Below are 4,335 nucleotides of genomic sequence, written 5' to 3'. Positions count from 1 at the left end.
CTTGAAGATGGAAAAACAATATGGGATACTAAATCTAAAGATGTAGAAGAGTTTCAAGTTATAATATATCAAGTTGCTATGGAGTTGATAGAATGTCTGTAATGGATAAAATAAAAGCAAGGACAGCAGAATTAAAAGATAAAAAACAAATAGATATTCCTAATTATGTATCAATTATAGATTATGATAAATGTGGAATTATCGAATTGGAAACAAGAGATAAATTAATAAACTGTGAGAAAAAAGCAGTTCATCATGCAAATGAAATTTCAAAAAATACAATGGAATTATCAAAAATATTTGGAGAAGCTCAGGACTTATTAGCTAATCGTAATGGTGGAACTTTTAAGATTTGGTTTGAATCGTTAGGATTTAAGAAAGATTTTGTTTATATGTGTTTAAAAAGAAATAATTTATATTTGGAATTGAAAGAAGAAAAAGTTTTTTCTATTCCAAATAGAGCAATTAAAAGTATTTCTAAAATAAAGGATCAAGTTGATTCTGAGAAAATATTAGAAATTGTTAATTCTAAAAAGCCATCTGAAGTTGCTAAAGAAACTGAAAAAGAGTTGTCGGTCAGACCGACGACCGAAATCGAGGAAGCAATTTTAGTTAATGGAGAGAACAAAAATCAATTTAAGATAGAAAATTATAAGTTTTTAGTTCTAGAAGTATCTAGCGTGATTGAAGGATTGGATGAGAAAAAAAGATTAGAATTAGAAAAGCATTTAGATAAAATAAATAAAATTTTAAATAAAGGTTTAAAATAAAGAGTACCAAGGAGAATAAAATGAAAATGGAACAAGAAAGAGTTATGAGTGTAAAAGATTGGATAAAAGTGACAATAATAATGATGATTCCATTTGTTAATATTATTATGTGGATAAAATGGCTTGTATCAGATAAAACAAACTTAAATTTAAAGAATTTTTTAATTTCAGGTTTAGTTATGATGGTAATATGCTTTATATTATGGATGCTTATTTTTGGAACAATGATAGCAACATCTTCATACTAAAAACTTGATTATTGAAAAACGAGGGATTTAAACCCCTCGTTTTTGTTTAATTATTTTTTGTCCCGTGAAATATTTCTCCTAATGTAAGAACACTTTGAAGTTCACTTGGGATTATTATTTTAGTAGCTTGACCATCGGCCACCTTAACAAAAGCTTCCATAGCCTTTAGTGTTAATACAGCACGATCTGCACCAGCCTCTTTTATTAATTTAATAGATTCTGCATTAGCTTTTTGTATATTTATTATGGCTTGAGCTTCTCCTTCAGCTTCTCTTATTGTTGCTTCTTTAATAGCCTCAGCTCTTAAAATAGCGGACTCTTTTTCTCCTTCAGCAATAAGAATTGCAGATTTTTTTTGTCCCTCAGCTCTTAAAATTGATTCTCTTCTTTCTCTTTCAGCTTTCATTTGTTTTTCCATAGCATCCAAAATTCCTTCAGGAGGCATTATGTTTTTCAATTCAACTCTATTTACTTTTATTCCCCAAGGATCTGTGGCATCATCTAAAATAGCTCTCATTTTTGTATTGATAGTGTCTCTTGATGTAAGAGTATTATCCAGCTCCATTTCTCCGATTATGTTTCTAAGAGTTGTTGCTGTTAGATTTTCAATTGCGTTTAATGGTCTTTCAACTCCATATGTATATAACTTTGGATCAGTGATTTGAAAATATATAACTGTATCAATTTGCATAGTTACATTGTCCTTTGTTATAACTGGTTGTGGAGGGAAATCAATAACTTGTTCTTTTAAAGAAACTTTTTTTGAAATTCTATCGGTAAAAGGAACTAAAACATTTAATCCCACATCCCAAGTATTGAGATATGCACCTAATCTTTCTATAACAAAAGCTTGTGATTGAGAAACTATTCGTACATGTAAAGCAATAAGAATTGCAGCAATTAATATTAAAATAAATATAAATATCATTATTTCCTCCTATTAGTATTATATCTAAACAATATAACTTAAATACTATGAAATTGCAATGAATTAGAAATTTTTTTAAAAAAAGTATATTATATATTTATAACAATATTTTTTTATTTGTTTTATCATCATACATTCTTCTATCTGCAATTTTAATTAATTGTTCTTTTTTATATGATTCCTGTGGATAAAGTGAATATCCACAACTTATTGAAGATACTATATTTAGTTTATCTAATACAGGTGTATTATTATGATTTGCTTTAATTTTATTAATAATTAAATCAATAGTTTTTATATCAAGATTTAATTTAATTAGTCCTAAAAATTCGTCGCCACCTATTCTAAATGTTATACCATTATATTTATCTAGTATTTTTTTTATTTCATTTCCAGATTCTATGATATATTTATCACCGAAATTATGACCAAAGGTATCATTTATTTTTTTTAGATTATCTAAATCAAAATAAAAAAGAATAAAAGCATCTTCTTTTTTTAGAAATGTATTAATAACTTCATTAAATTTATTGTTATTATATAATTTTGTTAAACTATCTATTTCAGAATTTATTTTGATTTTAGAATTTAGTATTTTTAATATTTTATTTTTATTTAAAATTAAGGCGATTAAATAACTAAATAATATTCCTAACATATATCTGGAACATTTGAAATAATCTATTTTATTTTTAGGGGAAATAATGAGTTTCCATTTTTGATTTTTAAAGATATAAAATTCTTTACTGATTGGGTTTTTAATATTAATGTCATTATTACTATAAATTATTTTTTCATTGATTATTTTATAGTTATAATCATTGTTTAAAACTAAAATATTTGATTCATTAATAAAAGAATTAAAATTGAAAATAATTATTGAAAGTCCCCAAAATTTATTTTTAAAAAAAATAGGATTTCTTATAATTAATCCTATATCACCTTGATATAGTTTATATGGACCACTTAAATAAGGAGTTTTATTTTTAATTGTATATTTAACTTCTTTTTTTCTTTTAGGATCAATCAGTAAATTAACCATACCTTTTTTATTTTCTAAATAAGGATAAGAATATTTTATTATTCCATTTGGTGCAATTTGAATACTTTTTAATGATTCATTGTTATCATAATATATTTTTTTTAAAAATGAATTATAATTAATTTTTTCATGAGTTGTTACGAGAATATCTAATGTTTGAGTTATATAATAATATTTATAAATAGTTTTTTGTAAGTTGGAAATTGTAGAATCTAGAATTGCATTGATTTTATTTAATTCTAATTGATTATGTTTTTTATCAATTTGAAAATTAACAAAACTGATAATAATAAATAAGATAACAAATTTTTTAAGCATAGAATTATTTCTCCTTAATATTGTATAAAATAAATGATAAAGATATAATATATCATAATTATAGTATTATTGGATATTTTTATTTTTGAAGAAAATAGTTATCACTTAATTAGAATAATATTTGAGATTAGATTTAAAAAAATTTATAAAATAAAAGATATTTTTTAATTTGAAGTATAATTTTAAATTGCAAGTTGATAATTTTAGATTTTCTAATTTTTTTTAAAAAACCTTGCATTTTTTTTAGAAAAGAGTTAAGGTGAGGTCAAGATTGAAATGAAAAAAATAAGGAGGAACACTAATGAGAAGTATAACTACATTTGATTTACAATATGCCCATAGATTTTATAAATTTAGAGGCGAAGCACAATATTTACATGGACATACAGGAACTCTAAGTATTGAAGTAGAAGATTCTGTTAATGAAGGTGTAAATATGGTATATCCTTGTAATGAGATTCAAAAAACAGCTTGGGAAGTTTTAAAAAACTTTGATCACGCACTTATTTTAAGAGAAGATGATCCACTTTTACCAGCAGTACTTAAAGTATATGAAGAAACAGGTATTAAAGATGGTGCACCACAGAATACAATGAAAGGTCCAGCATTTAAGACTGAACTTGCAACAGCATATCCTGATTGTCGTTTAGTTGTTACAAAAGAAACAATGACAGTTGAAGGAATGATTAAGATTGTTTATGCTTTATTACATGAAAAATTAAATATCGCTAAAATAACATTTATTAGTGGATGTAATGTCGCATGTGCTGAATTTAGTACAAGAAACAATATTGAACGTTGCCCACTTTGTGGAATATCATTAGATAAAAATGGTGTTTGCTCTAAATGTGGTTATAAAAAATAAATTTTCAATTAATTTATTTTATTATAAGGAAAGTATAGCATTAAAAATGCTAAAAAATCAAAAAAATAGAAAAAAGTTGAAATTATTTGTAAAAAAATATTATAATAAGTTGAAAACTCAAAATTGTGAATACCACAAAATACCGCAGTGTGGTGCGGGTGAAA

General features: G+C 24.4%; 6 protein-coding genes. 4 read left to right on the top strand and 2 right to left on the bottom strand.

Translation table 11 applies throughout. The features are described from left to right. Positions 1 to 92: 92 nt before the first annotated feature. Both Q0V09_RS08345 and Q0V09_RS08340 read left to right on the top strand, forming a co-directional pair. The gene (locus tag Q0V09_RS08345; RefSeq protein ID WP_297488439.1) at positions 93 to 770 is read left to right on the top strand and encodes a hypothetical protein; all 678 of its coding nucleotides are present in this window, start codon (positions 93 to 95) and stop codon (positions 768 to 770) included. Between the two features lie 20 nt (positions 771 to 790). After that, positions 791 to 1,018, top strand: coding sequence for a hypothetical protein (locus tag Q0V09_RS08340; RefSeq protein WP_297488437.1), 228 nt, complete (start codon positions 791 to 793; stop codon positions 1,016 to 1,018). 46 nt (positions 1,019 to 1,064) lie between these two features. Here Q0V09_RS08340 and Q0V09_RS08335 read toward each other — a convergent pair whose 3' ends face one another. Together Q0V09_RS08335 and Q0V09_RS08330 are read right to left on the bottom strand one after the other, a co-directional pair. Beyond that, on the bottom strand, positions 1,065 to 1,946 hold the full coding sequence (locus tag Q0V09_RS08335; RefSeq protein ID WP_297488434.1) for an SPFH domain-containing protein: 882 nt from the start codon (positions 1,944 to 1,946) through the stop codon (positions 1,065 to 1,067). Positions 1,947 to 2,043: 97 nt separating this feature from the next. Then, a complete protein-coding gene (locus tag Q0V09_RS08330) occupies positions 2,044 to 3,306 on the bottom strand; it encodes a diguanylate cyclase (RefSeq protein WP_297488431.1) in 1,263 nt (420 codons plus the stop codon). A gap of 301 nt (positions 3,307 to 3,607) precedes the next feature. Here Q0V09_RS08330 and Q0V09_RS08325 point away from each other — a divergent pair, with 301 nt between their 5' ends. Further along, positions 3,608 to 4,171 carry a 6-carboxytetrahydropterin synthase gene (locus Q0V09_RS08325; protein WP_297488428.1) on the top strand — a complete coding sequence of 188 codons (564 nt, stop codon included), beginning with the start codon at positions 3,608 to 3,610 and terminating at the stop codon, positions 4,169 to 4,171. Further along, positions 4,155 to 4,335: hypothetical protein (locus tag Q0V09_RS08320; RefSeq protein WP_297488426.1), on the top strand; the 181-nt coding region annotated here is incomplete at its 3' end. The genes Q0V09_RS08325 and Q0V09_RS08320, both read left to right, overlap by 17 nt.

The sequence above is a fragment of the uncultured Cetobacterium sp. genome (assembly GCF_947039425.1).
Lineage (GTDB): Bacteria > Fusobacteriota > Fusobacteriia > Fusobacteriales > Fusobacteriaceae > Cetobacterium_A.
Note: the sequence above shows the minus strand (reverse complement) of the source record. Positions and strands in the feature narration are given on the sequence as shown.